11 protein-coding genes are annotated in these 14,206 nt (G+C 59.7%); 8 read left to right on the top strand and 3 right to left on the bottom strand.

Translation table 11 applies throughout. The annotated features are described in order from the left end of the window. Positions 1-5: 5 nt before the first annotated feature. The gene (putA, locus tag ACR0C6_RS13860; protein ID WP_480619800.1) at positions 6-3,404 is read right to left on the bottom strand and encodes a bifunctional proline dehydrogenase/L-glutamate gamma-semialdehyde dehydrogenase PutA; all 3,399 of its coding nucleotides are present in this window, start codon (positions 3,402-3,404) and stop codon (positions 6-8) included. Positions 3,405-3,512: 108 nt separating this feature from the next. Between putA and ACR0C6_RS13855 the strand changes: the two genes are divergently transcribed. Further along, positions 3,513-3,995 (top strand): Lrp/AsnC family transcriptional regulator, encoded by a 483-nt coding sequence (locus ACR0C6_RS13855; protein ID WP_152458934.1) that lies wholly within the window; start codon positions 3,513-3,515, stop codon positions 3,993-3,995. Between the two features lie 84 nt (positions 3,996-4,079). Continuing rightward, positions 4,080-4,592 carry a tetratricopeptide repeat protein gene (locus ACR0C6_RS13850; RefSeq protein WP_480619798.1) on the top strand — a complete coding sequence of 171 codons (513 nt, stop codon included), beginning with the start codon at positions 4,080-4,082 and terminating at the stop codon, positions 4,590-4,592. Positions 4,593-4,706: 114 nt separating this feature from the next. Here ACR0C6_RS13850 and ACR0C6_RS13845 read toward each other — a convergent pair whose 3' ends face one another. Then, on the bottom strand, positions 4,707-5,480 hold the full coding sequence (locus tag ACR0C6_RS13845; RefSeq protein ID WP_152458933.1) for a FadR/GntR family transcriptional regulator: 774 nt from the start codon (positions 5,478-5,480) through the stop codon (positions 4,707-4,709). Between the two features lie 334 nt (positions 5,481-5,814). On the opposite strand from ACR0C6_RS13845, the gene ACR0C6_RS13840 reads away from it, so the two are divergent. The 4 genes from ACR0C6_RS13840 (at position 5,815) to dld (ending at position 11,910) form a co-directional block, all read left to right on the top strand. Next, the gene (locus ACR0C6_RS13840; RefSeq protein ID WP_152458932.1) at positions 5,815-6,864 is read left to right on the top strand and encodes a TRAP transporter substrate-binding protein; all 1,050 of its coding nucleotides are present in this window, start codon (positions 5,815-5,817) and stop codon (positions 6,862-6,864) included. Between the two features lie 120 nt (positions 6,865-6,984). Further along, the gene (locus ACR0C6_RS13835) at positions 6,985-9,048 is read left to right on the top strand and encodes a TRAP transporter large permease subunit (RefSeq protein ID WP_152458931.1); all 2,064 of its coding nucleotides are present in this window, start codon (positions 6,985-6,987) and stop codon (positions 9,046-9,048) included. A gap of 12 nt (positions 9,049-9,060) precedes the next feature. Further along, complete coding sequence (locus ACR0C6_RS13830; protein WP_224853979.1) at positions 9,061-10,212, top strand: alpha-hydroxy acid oxidase; 1,152 nt, start codon at positions 9,061-9,063, stop codon at positions 10,210-10,212. Between the two features lie 18 nt (positions 10,213-10,230). Beyond that, complete coding sequence (dld, locus tag ACR0C6_RS13825) at positions 10,231-11,910, top strand: D-lactate dehydrogenase (RefSeq protein WP_480619796.1); 1,680 nt, start codon at positions 10,231-10,233, stop codon at positions 11,908-11,910. A 754-nt stretch (positions 11,911-12,664) separates the two neighbouring features. On the opposite strand, the gene gph is transcribed toward dld, so the two are convergent. Further along, positions 12,665-13,324, bottom strand: coding sequence for a phosphoglycolate phosphatase (gph, locus tag ACR0C6_RS13820; protein WP_171118672.1), 660 nt, complete (start codon positions 13,322-13,324; stop codon positions 12,665-12,667). A gap of 206 nt (positions 13,325-13,530) precedes the next feature. Here gph and hemP point away from each other — a divergent pair, with 206 nt between their 5' ends. Both hemP and ACR0C6_RS13810 read left to right on the top strand, forming a co-directional pair. Next, entirely contained in the window at positions 13,531-13,698 is a 168-nt protein-coding gene (hemP, locus tag ACR0C6_RS13815; RefSeq protein WP_083445319.1) for a hemin uptake protein HemP, read from the top strand. Beyond that, entirely contained in the window at positions 13,695-14,171 is a 477-nt protein-coding gene (locus ACR0C6_RS13810; RefSeq protein ID WP_171232842.1) for a hypothetical protein, read from the top strand. The genes hemP and ACR0C6_RS13810 overlap by 4 nt, the downstream gene beginning before the upstream one ends. The last annotated feature ends 35 nt before the right edge of the window (positions 14,172-14,206 follow it).

Raw genomic sequence — 14,206 nt, 5'->3', positions numbered from 1 at the left:
CAAGCTTATGCCGCACCTCCCAACAAAGCGGCGTTTCCGCCCGCCGCGGTCGTGTCGACGCAGACATGGCGTTCACCCAGAACACGCGCGCGGTCGGGCTTGCCGGGTATAAGCGGCAGAATCGGGCCGTCGCGGCGCGCCAGATGCTGTTCGATCTGCCGCGCTGTTTCGTCGTCTCCCCACCACAACACGCCCGAAATGCCGGTCAGGTTTTCCAACCGGTGCAGGTCAAGCATCCCGGTCGCCTGAATGGCGGTGCCACCCAGCGCGTGTACAGCATCGGCCTGCGCACGCGCTGCGGCCTCTCCGGGCCCCATGCACAACAAGGGCGGGCGTGGGTATTCGCTCAGGCGGTTTGATTCACCGGTCGGGCCGGGCAGGGACCGGGTTTTGACCTGCGCAGGTTGACCTTGTGCCGCAGGCAGATCAGCCACGGCGCCCCAGGTATCCGCCGTGCTTTGACGGTCGGGAGCGCAGAACCGGATCATGTAGTTCGGCCCGCCCGCCTTGGGGCCCGTGCCTGACAATCCTTCGCCACCAAAGGGCTGAGACCCGACGATGGCGCCGATCTGGTTGCGGTTCACATAGATGTTGCCCGCATGGATCGCCTCGGTCACATGCTGCACACGGTCGTCGATGCGGGTGTGCAGACCGAAGGTCAGGCCGTATCCGGTGGCGTTGATATCGGCGATGATCTTGTCGATCTCTTGCGATTTGAACCGGGCGACGTGCAGCACCGGGCCGAACACCTCGCGTTCCAGCGCGGCGATGCCGGGGATCTCGATCAGTGTCGGCGCAACAAAGATACCTTCGGGCGGCAACGGAAGCTCTTTCAGCACCCGCCCTTCGTGGCGCGCTTTGGTCACATGCTCGGCGATGCCCTGACGGGCCTGTTCGTCGATCACCGGTCCGCAATCCGTCGACAAAAGCCAAGGGTCGCCGACCGACAGCGCATCCATCGCCCCTTTGAGCATGGTCAGAACGTCATCGGCGATGTCTTCCTGCAAATACAGGCAGCGCAGGGCAGAGCAGCGCTGGCCCGCCGACTGAAAGGCGCTTTCGATGATCGACTGCACGGCTTGTTCGGGAAGGGCGGTGCTGTCGACGATCATCGCATTCAGACCGCCGGTTTCCGCGATCAGCGGCGTACCGGGGCGCATGGATCCGGCCATCGCCGCACGGATTTTCAGCGCGGTGGCTGTTGACCCTGTGAAGGCCACGCCCGAGATGCGCGGATCCGACGTCAGCGCCGCACCCACGGCGGGCCCACCCGGCAACAGTTGCAGCACATCGCGTGGCACCCCCGCCTCGTGCAGCAGCTGCACGGCCCGGTGGGCGATCAGGGGCGTCTGGGGCGCAGGCTTGGCCAGAACCGCGTTTCCGGTAGCCAGCGCGGCGGAGATCTGTCCTGAGAAAATCGCCAGCGGGAAGTTCCACGGGCTGATGCAGGTGAAAATCCCCGCGGGTTCGGCATCGGGGATGTTGGCTGCATAGTAACGCAGGAAATCCACCGCCTCGCGCAGTTCGGCCACCGCATCGGGCAGCGACTTCCCGGCCTCACGTGCCAGCAGGGCAAACAACTCGCCATAATGGGCTTCGTAAAGATCGGCTGCGGCATTGAGGATGCGGGCGCGTTCGGCAGCGGGGGCATCCCAGGGGTTGGCCGAGGCCAATGCCATTTCCACATCCGCCGCGCTGGCTGGGGCCACCGCGCCGGGCCTGTCCTGCGGCCGTGCCGGATTGATCACCGGCTCATCCGCGTCGGGTTTGGCCGCATCGGCCAGCAAGGGTTGCGCATACCAGTGATGGGCGCGGAACTGATCCCGTGCCGCATCAATCTGATCCAGGGTTGGTGTGTGATGCAGGTCAAAACCCTTGGAATTCGGTCTTTCAGGCTGGAACAATTCCGGCCCGGTCGGCAGTGCGGGCGGAGGGGTCCGGATCGCAACAAACGGATCGGCGGCGACCACTTCCGGTGGCACATCCTCGTCCACAATCTGGTTGACGAAGGATGAATTCGCACCGTTCTCCAACAGGCGCCGAACCAGATAAGCCAGCAAGTCGCGATGCGCCCCCACAGGTGCGTAGATGCGGCACCGGGTGCTCTGCTTGTCCATCACGATCTGATGCAAGGTCTCGCCCATGCCGTGCAGGCGCTGAAACTCGAACGGTTGATCCTTGGCCATGTGAAGGATGGCGCTGACCGTGTGCGCGTTGTGCGTGGCAAATTGCGGATAGATCCGATCGGTCATGCCCAGCAGTTTGCGTGCATTGGCGATATAGGAGACGTCGGTTGCCGCCTTGTGCGTGAAGACGGGAAAGCCATCTACCCCCTCGACCTGCGCGCGTTTGATCTCGGTATCCCAATAGGCGCCTTTGACCAATCGCACCATAATTTGGCGATCGTGACGTTCGGCCATGCCATACAGCGTATCCAGGACCAGGCCTGCGCGCGGGCCATAGGCCTGAACCACGATGCCAAACCCGTGCCAGCCGGCAAGGGCCGGGTCGGACATCACCGCCTCTATCACCTGCAACGACAGCGACAGGCGATCCGCCTCTTCTGCATCGACGTTCAGGCCCATTCCGGCCGCCTTGGCCAGCAGGGCCAGCGCCCGCAGCCGCGGCACCAGCTCGTCCATCACACGCTGTTCCTGTGCCAGCTCATAACGGGGATGCAGGGCGGACAGTTTTACCGAAATGCCCGGGTTGGCGCGGATATCGTCATGGGTGCAGGCCTCGGCAATGGCCGAGATGGCGCGGGAATAGGACAGGTGATAGCGCGCCGCGTCCGCTTCGGTCCGGGCCGCTTCGCCCAGCATGTCGTAGGAATAGGTATAGCCTTTCTCCTCCATCCCGCGTGCGCGGTCCATGGCGGACTGAATGGTTTCCCCCAGAACGAACTGCCGGCCCATCTCTTTCATCGCGCGTGCCACGGCAGTGCGGATCACCGGCTCGCCCAGCCGCTTGATCGCACCGCGCAGCGCCCCGACCGGAGACGCCTTGCCCTCGTCCAGCACCTTTCCGGTCAACATCAGCGCCCATGTCGAGGCGTTCACCAGCGAGGACGAGGATTGCCCCAGATGCTTGCCCCAATCGGAGGGCGCGATCTTGTCTTCGATCAGCGCGTCAATTGTGTCGGCATCCGGCACGCGCAGCAACGCTTCGGCCAGACACATCAGGGCGATGCCTTCGTCGGTGGATAGGCCATATTCGGCCAGAAACACCTCCATCAACCCCGGAGAAGTGCTGGACCGGATGTCGCGCACAAGCTGCGCAGCCGCGGCGCCAATGGCGCTGCGATCCGTGTCCGTCAGGCTGGCCTGAGAGATCAGTGTCTCAAGAACTGCCGACTGATCGGCATAGGTGGAAGTATCGATGAGGGTGCGCAGGCTGTGTGACATATGTCCTCCGGTCTTTGCGATAATATAATGTGGAAAAATCAGGACAACGGACTGAGTTTGATGTAATTGAAGGAGAACGATCTGAATTTTTGGTAGCGGACAGTTCAAATGAGTTTTCCTGATCTTGATCGGTTTGACCGGTCGATTCTAAGGATTCTGGCCGAGGACGGCCGTATCTCGGTGGCCGATCTTGCGCGCGAGATCGGGCTGTCGAAATCTCCGACGCAGGCGCGGCTCAAACGGCTGGAGGCGAGCGGAGTGATCACGGGCTATCGGGCGATGCTGGATCCGATCCGGCTGGGGCTGGATCACGTCGCGTTTGTCGAGGTGCGTTTGACCGATACCCGCGAAAAGGCGCTGGCCGAGTTCAACGCAGCCGTCCGCAAAACCGCCGAGGTCGAGCAGGCGCATATGATCGCGTCCAATTTTGACTATCTTCTGAAAGTGCGCACCGCCACGATGTCGGAATACCGCCGTGTATTGGCCGAGAAGATCTCGTCTCTGCCGCATGTCGCCAATACCTCAACTTTTGTTGCGATGGAGGCCGTGAAGGAAACCGGTATGCTGGGCGGTTTTGAACATCAGCCTTGACGCGGCGGAATTATGGCCCACCCTTGTTTCGTGATGCGAACCTGTGCTGCAACGTTTTTACTGATCACGTGTTCATGCTCGGCCATGGCCGAGACATGCCCTACGGCTCCGGATCATATCGAAGGTGTGGATGCGCTGATCAAGCAGGTCCAAAAGGCGCAATCGCAAAGCGACGCCCGGGTCATCTCGAATCAAATGTGGGAACTTTGGACAGACGCGCCGGATGCCCGATCGCAGACATTGCTGGATCGGGGAATGGCGCGACGAGAGGCGTGGGATTTGTCGAGCGCATTGGACGATTTCAACCAACTTGTCGAATATTGCCCGGATTACGCCGAAGGCTACAATCAGCGGGCTTTCGTAAACTACCTGAGGCAGGATTTTGACGCGGCATTGCGCGACCTGAATGTCACGATCGAAATGTCGCCAAACCATATCGGTGCGCTGAGTGGGCGAGCTTTGTCCCTGTTGGGGTTGAGGCGCCTGGAAGATGCGCGCGCAGCACTGTCCGAGGCGCTTGAGCTCAACCCGTGGCTGTCCGAGCGGGCCTTGTTGGAGCCAGGCGGCCTTCTGGAACCGCCCGGAGAAGATATCTGACAGCCGGATCGGGCAAGTTTGGAAACCGGTCGCAAATCGCCAAACAGGTGCCTTTCGCGGCCACCTCGGGGACTGGGGCCCCGCAATCAGAAGGGCAAATGGGTGGCAAAGCCGTCAGCGTGACAGTATCCGGCGCTTTTCGGCCATGGCTTCGCGTCGCCGCTGCTCGATCCCGAGTTTGAAAGATTCTTCAACAAAGTCGATGTGATCCTTTGCCGCTTTTTCGGCCCGCTTCTCATCCCCTTCGATCACCGCGCGTCCAAGTTCGAGATGTTGTTGCAGCAGCTTTTCGCCGGTCCCGTCAATCGTGCGCAAGAAGTCGCGATTGTAGAAAACGCCCTTGCGGGTGAGTTCGTAGATCGACGCCATCATGTGGATCAGGGTCGCGTTCTGGCTGGCATCCACAATCGCGGAATGCAGCGCAAAGTCCGCCTCTTGCGAAGCCTTGGCGTCCTGCTCCTGCCAGGCACGCTCGTTTTCATCAAGGATCTCGGAAATCCGTTCCTTGTCTGCCTTGGTGGCGCGACGTGCGGCAAGCCGGGCCGCGAAACCTTCCTGCTCGCGGCGATACTCCAGATAGTCGAAGAAAGCCGGCTCGTGGCGTTCGTACAAAGCAAGAAGCGCGGGCATCATGGCTTGTCCGGTCAGGGCCGCGACGAATGTTCCCTCACCGTGTTGCGTTGTGACCAGCCCGCGTTCTTCCAGCACCTGAAGGGCCTCGCGCAACTTCGGGCGCGACACGCGCAACATCTCGGCCAGATCGCGCTCGGAAGGCAGTTTTCGGCCCTGCTTCAGGATGCCCGAAGCGATCAGGTCCTCGACCTGTGAAACCACCGCATCAGCCAGCGATTCGTGTCCAACCGGTTCAAAAATCGCCGTGGTGTTCATGAGATATTGCCCCGTGTGACGCTGAAATAACCAGAATAACTGGTAAACAAAGATAACCATATCCGTTCAGATTTCAAGCGCGAGGCTGTTCTTCCCGGATGTGAATTACATGTCTGTTTTTGAATGATTTTTGGAGAATCTGTTGGTTTTTGAGGCAGTCGTATCGGGATTTCGCAGGGCTTGCAGAAGGCGAGATTCCAGTTTCGATCGGCGCCAGTGGTAAACAAAGTTATTGACTGGTTTAAGCTGGTAAAGTTAGTTTACCACCGGAGCGGCGCTGGAAGAGCCTGCGCCACTGATCGGAGAAAACCCGACCAACCCTGGAGGAGATTTCATGAAGAAGACCCTGACAAGCCTGGCCGTGGCCGCCAGCCTGCTGGCGGCACCCGCAGTTGCGGCGGACAAGCTACTGCTGAAAACACCGATTGCCTTTTCGACCGAACTGCCGGGCCTGGGTTCGCCTATTCCACGTGTGGCTGATCAGCTGGAACTGATGTCCGGCGGCACGCTGAAGATGAAGGTGTACGAGCCGGGAAAACTGGTGCCGCCCTTCGAAATTCTGGACGCCGTGTCCACCGGCAAGATCAACTCGGGTTACACCACGGCCGGTTACTGGGCCGGAAAAATCCCGGCTGCGCCGCTGTTCTCGGCCGTGCCGTTCGGCCCCGAGGCGGGCGAATACATGGCTTGGCTGTATTATGGCAACGGCATGACCCTGTATCAGGAGATGTATGATCAGGCCGGTTACAACGTCAAAGTACTGCCCTGTGCCATCATCGCGCCGGAAACCTCGGGCTGGTTCGCGTCCGAAATCAATTCGCCCGAGGACCTGAACGGGCTGAAGATGCGTTTCTTTGGTCTGGGCGGCAAGGTGATGCAAAAACTGGGTGTGGCGACCTCGCTGCTGCCAGGTGGCGAGATCTTCCCCGCATTGGAAAAAGGCGCGATTGACGCGACCGAGTTTTCAATGCCTGCCATCGACGCGCGCCTGGGCTTCCACAAGCTGGTCAAGTTCAACTATTTCCCCGGCTGGCATCAGCAGGCGACCGTGTTTGAACTGCTGATCAACAAGGACGTCTGGAACGAAACCAGCGATCAGCACAAGGCAATCATCGAAAGCGCCTGCAAGGCTTCGATGGCGGACAGCTTTGCCGAAGGCGAAGCCATCCAGCACGCGGCCCTGATCGACAACGTTGAAAACAACGGCGTCACCATCAAGCAGTGGTCGCCCGAGATGCTGGATACCTTCCGCGCGACCTGGGAAGAGGTTGCCGCAGAAGAAGCCGCCAATGATGCCTTCTTTGCCAAGGTTCTGGCCGACATGAACGAATTCCGTGACGGCTATAACCTCTGGAAGACGAACGCCTTCCTCCCACGTCAGTAATCTCTCCCTCACTGACGTTGCCGGGGCGGCCCGATCCGCCGCTCCGGTTCCTGCTTTTCGATCTTCGGACTTTCTAACCTTTCACTGCCCGTATTCCGGGTTGCTGAGCGAGGAATGACCATGACCACCCAAAAGAACCTCAACGATCCGGTCGAAGCCTATGAAGGCATCCTGGAACACCCCGATTCCGACCGCCAGAAAATCGCCGTCGCGATCGATGCCGGGGTAAAGGCTGTGGGTCATGTCGTCATGTGGGCCAATGTCCTGCTGATGGGCGCGATCTTCGCACAGGTCTCGTTGCGCTACCTGCTCAGCCAGAACTACCCGAAACTGGATGAGATCCAGTGGCATTTCTATGGAATCGTCACGATGATCGGCATCTCGTATGCCTTGATCACCGACAGCCATGTGCGTGTGGACGTCCTGCATATGCAGCTTTCGCGCCGCGCGCAGCGGATCATCGAGGTGATCGGCATCCTGACCCTGCTGACCCCGTTCATCTATCTGATGGTCGATCAGGGCTATGATTATTTCTACGAAAGCTTCCGCGTCAACGAACGCTCGGACAGCCCAACCGGCCTGCCTGCGCGTTGGGCTTTCAAGGCGGTCATTCCGATCAGCTTTGTGCTGTTGGCGCTGGCCGCGTTGGCACGGTTGATCCATGACGGGCACGCGCTGATCTACGGGCCGGCCTCAGAACGTGAAGGCGCGCCGCTGCGCCGTATTCTTCTGGTACTGGCGGTATTCGCTGCCGTCTGCGTCGGCCTGACCTTCCTGGTCGAAACGACCGAGGAAAAGCTGGTCATCGCGATGTTCCTGACCTTCATCGCGCTTTTGTTCACCGGTTACCCGGTGGCGTGGGTGCTGGCCGGTGTCGGCGTCGCCTATTGCGGTCTGGCTTATCTGTTCGACAACGATCTGATGCTGTGGACCGGGTTGGAAAGCACCTTTACCGGGCTTGATTACCTGACCCTGGGTGCTGTGGTGAACCGGGTCTACGCGACCATGTCCAACGCGGTTCTGGTTGCGCTCCCGATGTTCATCTTCATGGGGCTGATGCTGGACGAATCCGGAGTGGCCGAGCGTCTGATGTCCTCGATGCAGCGCCTGTTCGGGACGGTGCGCGGAGGACTGGCCATCACCGTGACCCTGATCGGGATCATTCTGGCGGCCTCGACCGGCATCATTGGTGCCTCGGTTGTTCTGCTGGGCGTGCTGTCGCTGCCGTCGATGATGCAGCAGAAGTACCAGCCGACGCTGGCGGCGGGCGTGGTTTCGGCCTCGGGGACATTGGGCATCCTTATCCCGCCCTCGATCATGCTGGTGATCATGGCCGATCAAATGGCCCTGTCAGTCGGTGACCTGTTCATGGCCGCGGTTTTCCCGGGCGTGATCATCGGCGCCTTGTATCTGACCTACATCTTCATTCTGGCTCTGGTGAAACGCGACGCGGCCCCCGTACCCGAAGGCGCGAAAGCCCCCGACTGGGCAGCCGTGAAGGACGTGCTGATCGCAGTCATCCCGACGCTGATGCTGATCCTTGCCGTGTTGGGGTCGATCTTTGCCGGTCTGACCACGCCAACCGAAGCGTCCGGCATCGGTGCCTTGGGTGCGACCCTGCTGGCGCTGGGCTATCGCAAGCTGACCTTTGCCAAGCTGTGGAACGTGCTGGTGTCGACCTTCAACACCACCGCCTATATCTTTGCGATCTTCCTCGGTGCGACCGTGTTCTCATACGTGCTGCGCGAGTTGGGCGGGGATGAGCTGATCGAACACGTGGTGCAATCCACCGGCTTTGGCGCCAACGGGACAATTCTGTTCATCCTGTTCATCGTCTTCCTGCTGGGCTTCGTACTGGACTGGATCGAGATCACGCTGATCGTGCTGCCCCTGATGCGCCCCATCGTGAACGGTCTGGGCATCGACATCCCCGGCTTTGGCGTTCTGGATGAACCGGCGCTGGTGTGGTTCGTGATCCTGGTTGCGGTGACGCTGCAAACCAGCTTCCTGACGCCGCCCGTTGGCTTTGCCTTGTTCTATCTCAAAGGTGTTTGCCCGCCCGAGATCAAGCTGACGCATATCTACAAGGGCATCATCCCATTTGTCCTGCTGCAATTGACCGGATTGGCGCTAGTGTTCCTGTGGCCGACCCTCGCCACCTGGTTGCCCTCGGTCGCCTACTAAGGAGCTTATCGGATGCGTCTGAGCCAATGTCATAACTTCCACGACTTCCGGCGGCTGGCCAAGCAACGACTGCCGGGGCCGATCTTCAACTACATCGACGGTGGCGCGGATGATGAGGTGACGTATCGGGAAAACACCAAGGCGTTCGACCGCTGCGACCTGTTGCCTTCGGTTCTGCGTGGGGTTTCGGACGTGGACATGTCCGTCACGGTGATGGGGCAGAAACTGGACATGCCTGTCTATTGCTCACCCACCGCGTTGCAGCGCCTGTTCCACCATCAGGGTGAACGCGCCGTCGCGGCGGCGGCCGAGAAATACGGAACCATGTTCGGAGTTTCCTCTCTGGGCACCGTCTCGCTGGAGGAGCTGCGCCAAAAACACAAGAACCCGCAGGTCTATCAATTCTACTTTCACAAGGATCGCGGGTTGAACGCCGCCATGATGCAGCGCGCCAAAGAGGCGGGTGTCGAGGTCATGATGCTGACCGTCGACAGCATCACCGGCGGCAACCGCGAGCGTGATCTGCGCACGGGGTTCTCGATCCCGTTCCGGTTGACGCTGGGCGGGATGATCCAATTTGCGATCAAGCCGATGTGGGGGATCAACTATGTCACCCATGAAAAGTTCCGGCTGCCTCAGCTTGAGGAACACGTGGATATGGGCGGTGGGGCCAGCTCGATCGGCGGGTATTTCACCGATATGCTCGATCCGTCGATGAACTGGGATGACGTGGCGCAGATGGTGCGCGACTGGGATGGTCAATTCTGCCTGAAGGGGATCATGACCGTCGAGGATGCCAAACGCGCGGCCGGGATCGGGTGCACCGGCATCATCCTGTCGAACCACGGTGGCCGCCAACTGGACGGATCGCGCACGCCGTTCGATCAACTGGCCGAGATTGTCGATGCCGTCGGCGACAAGCTGGACGTGATGATGGACAGCGGCATTCAGCGTGGCACCCATGTGCTCAAGGCGCTGTCGATCGGGGCCAAAGCCGTGGGTATCGGGCGGCACTACCTGTATCCTCTGGCTGCCGCGGGGCAGGCTGGGGTCGAACGGGCCCTTGGGCTGATGCGTGCCGAGATCGAGCGCGACATGAAGCTGATGGGTGTCACCAGTGTTGGCCAGCTCAGCCGCGAGAATATTCGTTTCCGCAATCCCTAACCCGAAACGGGGGCCGATATGACCAATGACGCGTTGATCAAACATTTCCGCTCTATCGTCGGTACGCGTCACGTGCTGATCGGAGCGCGCGCGACAGAGCGCTTTCGGCGCGGTTTCCGCTCGGGCGAGGGTGAGGCGCTGTGCGTCGTTCAGCCGGGGACCCTGCTGGAGCAATGGAAGATCCTGCAAGCCTGCGTTGCAGCCGACAAGATCGTCATCATGCAGGCGGCCAATACTGGCCTGACCGAAGGGTCTACGCCGTCCGGCACCTATGACCGTGACGTAGTTCTGATCAACACGCGCCGGATGGATACTCTGGTGCCCTTGAACGACGCAGATCAGATCGTCAGCTTTCCGGGCGCCACGCTTTTTGCGTTGGAAAAACTGTTGGCCCCGTTCGGACGCGAGCCGCATTCGGTGATCGGTTCGTCCTGCATCGGCGCGTCGATCGTGGGTGGGGTATGCAACAATTCCGGCGGTTCTCTGGTAGAGCGCGGTCCGGTTTACACGGAACTTTCCGTCTATGCGCAAATCACCGAACAGGGTAAATTGGAACTGGTCAACCATCTGGGCATCGATCTGGGCAGCACGCCGGAAGAGATCCTTGCAAACCTCGATGCAGGCAGGTTCGAACGCAATCCCGGGGCAACCAACAAACGTGCATCGGCCAGCGACTACGCACAGATCGTGCGGGATGTGAATGCGGAAACGCCTGCGCGGTTCAATGCGGACAAGGCCAAGCTTTTCGAATCTTCGGGCTCGGCCGGGAAGCTGGCCGTTTTTGCCGTGCGCCTTGACACCTTTCCCAAGAACGAGGTCGAGAAGGTGTTCTATGTGGGCACCAACAATCCCGACGATCTGGCGGACCTGCGGCGCCACATATTGTCAGAGTTCAAATCGCTGCCGGTTTCGGCCGAATACATGCATCGCGAAGCGTTCGATATTGCAGCACGCTATGGCAAGGACACGGTCGTGATGATCGACAAGCTTGGCACGGACCGTCTGCCAATGTTCTTTGCGATGAAAGGCGCCGTGGATGCCCGCCTGCGGCGCATTCCGTTTTTGCGAAATTTCACTGATCGTTTCATGCAGGCAGCAATAGCTTTGTGGCCCCGTGTCCTGCCCAAACGGATGACGGATTTTCGCGACAAGTTCGAACATCACTTGATCCTGAAAATGAAGGATGACGGTGTGTCCGAGGCTGCTGCGTGGTTGCCGCGATTTCTGAGTGGCCGGGATGGCGGATTTTTCGAATGTGATGCGCGAGAGGCAAGGATCGCGGGCCTTCATCGTTTTGCGGCGGCAGGCGCGGCGGTGCGTTACATGGCGATCCATTCGGACGACGTCGAAGATATCATTGCACTTGACGTCGCACTGCGCCGCAACGACCAGGACTGGCTAGAGAAGCTGCCGCCTGAGATCGAAGACCAGTTGGTTCACAAACTCTATTACGGGCACTTCATGTGCCACGTGATGCATCAGGACTACATAGTCAAAAAAGGGGCTGACCCAAAAGCTCTGAAGGCCGCAATGTTGAAACTGTTTGACGAACGCGGCGCGGAATACCCTGCTGAACATAACGTGGGGCACCTTTACAAGGCCAAGCCGGACCTGGCGGCACATTACAAATGCTGTGACCCGACCAACGCGTTCAATCCGGGTATCGGCAAAATGTCCAAGGCGAAGAATTACCAATAGCCGGTTTTCCTGCGCGGCAGGGTGCTGTGAAAACGGCCGACAGATTCGTCGGGTTGTGATGAACAGGGTGTTGGTGCCCGACAGCCTGATATCCTGAGCGCAACCCCGCACGCATCTGCCGCGCAGAAGGCTGCTAGAACCGATTGAACGTCGCGTGCCAGGTGTAGGGAAGATTCGGAAAGCGCAGTCGGGGTCGACGGAGTCGGCAAGGAATCTCGCGTTGAGGCGCGGAATTCAGCCGCGTTTGGCGCAGATCGTTTGGTTTTGAGTATCACAAACACGCATTTGTCAGGCTGTCCGGGATTTGAACCGGCGGGTTCATGCGGTCAATTGACCGAGCACCGTTCTGTTCAGGTAATTTCAGGGTCGCGTGATTTCTGACAGGTTTTCCTAGGGTTACCCTTGGCTTGCAATCGGCTTGCAGATCATCCCTGCGAAGCTGCGGGCCAGAAGCCCGTCTTGCATGCGAAAACTTGCAGATGACCGGGGTCGGAAAAACGCCATTTATCCCTTATTTATCGCGTTTTTTGGGGAACTACGGGAAACCCCCAATTTCGCGCCGCAACAAACAGGGGTAAACGTAACTTACCGTACTTACCACACAAACACACACGGTATTAACTTTCCCCGATGAGGGGCTGGCCACACCCCCTCGGCCGGCCCCTCTTAACTTTTGGGGGGCATGGCAGTCGGGGTCAGTGGCCATGCTGATCGTTACGGGCGTCGAAGGGCGCGATGATCTTTGCGCCCGGCGTCAGCTTTTGATCAATTCGGCGACGAGGGCGGGCAAATCTTGTGATGCGCCATAGGCCACGGTGTGTGGAATTTCGGCGACCGGTGTTTTGCGGTATCCTTCTGTAAACAGCAAAAACGGGATCTTCGCACGCGCAGCCGTTTCCGCGTCAACTTCGCTGTCGCCGACGAACAGACGCGGGCCGGACGCCCTAAGCGCATCGAAGCTTGCGAACAGATGGTTGGGGTCCGGTTTTCGCGTCGAAAGGCTGTCGCCACCCAGAACCGCGTCGAAATACCGGGACAGGTTCAGTGCTTCCAGCACATGCCGCGCCGGTGTTTCGGGTTTGTTGGTGCAGACGCCCAGAACGCATCCCATTTGCTGCAATTTGGCCAATGCCTCTGGGATGCCGGGGTAGGGAACAGTCGTTTCGCTGGCCGCGGAATTGTAGTGTTTGAGGGTCAGTTGGGTCAGTTCCGCGTGGCGATCCAGCGGCAGCTCGCAATGCCGGATCATGCGTTCGACCAGCTTGGGTAAACCGTTGCCAACGAATCCTTTGATGATATCCGTCGCCAATGGATCATGCCCAACGTCGTTCAGCGTGCGGTTGGCCGCCGCCGCCAGATCGCCCAGGCTGTCCACCAGCGTTCCGTCAAGATCGAATACAACTGCTGCGGTCATGTTTGCTTGCCCTTCATCGCCCGACCCAAGACCTAACCCGCCCTGTACCGGGGGGCAATCGCCTGTTTCAAAACGATGCTTGACAATCCTTACTAAAATAATCAGATTAAGCGACAGGAACAGAAAGCCAGCCCTTTCGGGGTCAGCCAAATCAATTGAAACGCGATAGATATGGCACCATGCCGAAACGCTCTGGAGATGTCCCGATGAACGTACAGAACCCGACCCCAACCCAAGGTTACGCTGTCTCGATGCTTCCCGCGCACAAGGCCGAGGATCTGACCAAGGGCGGCAACCTGGCCCATATAGAACTTGGCGATCAACTCTATACCCTGCGCATCACCCGTGCAGGCAAACTGATCCTGACGAAATGAGCGCGCCTTTGAAGCGCGGCGGCGCAGCGGTTGGCCGCCTTGCCGATCTCGATCCCATCGAAGCGGGTGCCGTGATGTACCTGCGGATGTGGAGCGAAGGCGAGGGCGGTCGTGCCGACGCTGCCAGCGATTTCCAAGTCGCGCTGGGCGCGGATTGCGGGCGGGCGGCAATGCTGACTTTGGATCGCTTGTGCTCGCTATGCGCCACCCATGGCCGCCGCCCCCTGATCCGGCATGGTCTTGGATGTGCATGCCTTGGCGCGGATGAGAATTGCTTTGCCCAGATGATCGCGGCAGCGTCGGAAGGGGCGCGTGAAGATGCGATGATGCTGGCGTCTTTGATCGTACGTCCGGATTTTGCCCCCGCGCTGGCATCTCTGTCGGAAGAACTGGGGCTGACTCTCAGACGTATGACCGCAGGTTTCAAAATGCCGACCACCGGCCACCAGACCCCCTCGGCCGTGCTCCACTGACCCTGAGTGTGAAACGGTTGAACCCCGGCGATGCG

The organism is Ruegeria sp. AL12 (genome assembly GCF_056540885.1).
The sequence above is the reverse complement of the archived record's forward strand: the minus strand, read 5'-3'. Positions and strand labels throughout refer to the sequence as shown.

What these genes read in the sequence shown, in the direction of transcription:
- gph (WP_171118672.1), bottom strand. Translation starts at nt 13,324, where the DNA reads ATGACCGCAGCAGTTGTATTCGATCTTGACGGAACGCTGGTGGACAGC.
- putA (WP_480619800.1), bottom strand. Translation starts at nt 3,404, where the DNA reads ATGTCACACAGCCTGCGCACCCTCATCGATACTTCCACCTATGCCGAT.
- ACR0C6_RS13850 (WP_480619798.1), top strand. Translation starts at nt 4,080, where the DNA reads ATGGCCGAGACATGCCCTACGGCTCCGGATCATATCGAAGGTGTGGAT.
- ACR0C6_RS13840 (WP_152458932.1), top strand. Translation starts at nt 5,815, where the DNA reads ATGAAGAAGACCCTGACAAGCCTGGCCGTGGCCGCCAGCCTGCTGGCG.
- ACR0C6_RS13810 (WP_171232842.1), top strand. Translation starts at nt 13,695, where the DNA reads ATGAGCGCGCCTTTGAAGCGCGGCGGCGCAGCGGTTGGCCGCCTTGCC.
- ACR0C6_RS13845 (WP_152458933.1), bottom strand. Translation starts at nt 5,480, where the DNA reads ATGAACACCACGGCGATTTTTGAACCGGTTGGACACGAATCGCTGGCT.
- ACR0C6_RS13855 (WP_152458934.1), top strand. Translation starts at nt 3,513, where the DNA reads ATGAGTTTTCCTGATCTTGATCGGTTTGACCGGTCGATTCTAAGGATT.
- hemP (WP_083445319.1), top strand. Translation starts at nt 13,531, where the DNA reads ATGAACGTACAGAACCCGACCCCAACCCAAGGTTACGCTGTCTCGATG.
- ACR0C6_RS13830 (WP_224853979.1), top strand. Translation starts at nt 9,061, where the DNA reads ATGCGTCTGAGCCAATGTCATAACTTCCACGACTTCCGGCGGCTGGCC.
- ACR0C6_RS13835 (WP_152458931.1), top strand. Translation starts at nt 6,985, where the DNA reads ATGACCACCCAAAAGAACCTCAACGATCCGGTCGAAGCCTATGAAGGC.
- dld (WP_480619796.1), top strand. Translation starts at nt 10,231, where the DNA reads ATGACCAATGACGCGTTGATCAAACATTTCCGCTCTATCGTCGGTACG.